The 1147-nt window shown below is 49.9% G+C and carries 1 protein-coding gene; it reads right to left on the bottom strand.

Annotated elements, in window-relative coordinates; translation table 11 throughout:
• On the bottom strand, positions 1–1048 hold a 1048-nt coding region (locus tag R7Q47_RS25790; RefSeq protein ID WP_318090202.1), incomplete at its 3' end, for an Ig-like domain-containing protein.
• Positions 1049–1147 lie beyond the last annotated feature (99 nt).

Raw genomic sequence — 1147 nt, 5'->3', positions numbered from 1 at the left:
GTCCATCAGTTGGGGCGGTAATGGTAACTTGAGGCGGTGTTGAGCACGCCCCTAGGCCAGTCCAAGCATCTTTCCAGTACAGGCCTTCACCTGGCTCATAGGCCCATGTTGCATCGGACGAACACCAACCCGCAACGTCACAACGATATTTTTGGTTAAGGTTAGAAACCAGAGCTCCTATTTCATAACGCGTGCCTGCTACGTAAGGGACAGAATCAGCACACCCACCATTGCCTGTTTCTGAATTCGTGACGACAAGCGCCACTTCTTGACTCGTGGTAGAGAGATTAGAGTCATCTGTTGCTTGAGCTTTAAATGAGTGCGTACCAACACTCGCTGTCCATTGGTATTCGTAAGGTGCACTGGTATCAATGGCGACGGATTGGTTGTTAACAAAGAATTCAACTTGAGTAACTACGCCATCAAAGTCATCAGCTTGAGCAGTAACGGTTAGGTTATCCCCCACACTCAGTGTTTCCGTACCTGTTGGGCTAGTGAGAGTAATGCTAGGTGGCGGCAGCTCTACTTGAGGCTGAACGACGATAGCAACCGTTGTGGAGGTTACTGCGCCTTCATTGTCTGTCGCAATCGCTGTGAGTTGAGAAACGCCTTGGGCCGCAGTCCAAGATGCCTCAAATGGCGCTTGGGTGACGATAGCAACGGTTTTGTCACCCGCTAAAAACTCCACTTGTGTGACCTGTCCGTCCTCGTCGGACGCATTGGCTAACAGAGTAATGGCGCTGCCTTCAGGAATGTGCGCGTTGTTCGTTGGAGAAGAGAAGGACACCGTTGGTGACAGATTACTGTTTCCGCCATCGCATTGACCTAATGCCTTCCACGCTTCCCATGAGCCTGAGTTGGTGACGGGGTCGTTACCTTGTGTCCAATAAGCGGCCTCATAGGCGGCACCTTGAGTTTTCACTTGAGTGCCTGAGGTGTAGATCGCAGTGCTATCCCAATCAGGCAGGCTTTGACAGTTGTAGGCTTGAGCTTGATAGCTAACACTGAGTGCAGCGACCACCGCTCCGTGAAGTAGAGTGACCTTCATTTTCCTCTCCTTGAGTCATGGATATAAATGAGAACAGAGTAATAACTAGCTGATAAATAGACATTAGGGGGAAAAAGCGAAGCACAATATTCTGCTTTT

It is taken from the genome of Vibrio sp. Vb0349, assembly GCF_033338975.1.
Note: the sequence above shows the minus strand (reverse complement) of the source record. Positions and strands in the feature narration are given on the sequence as shown.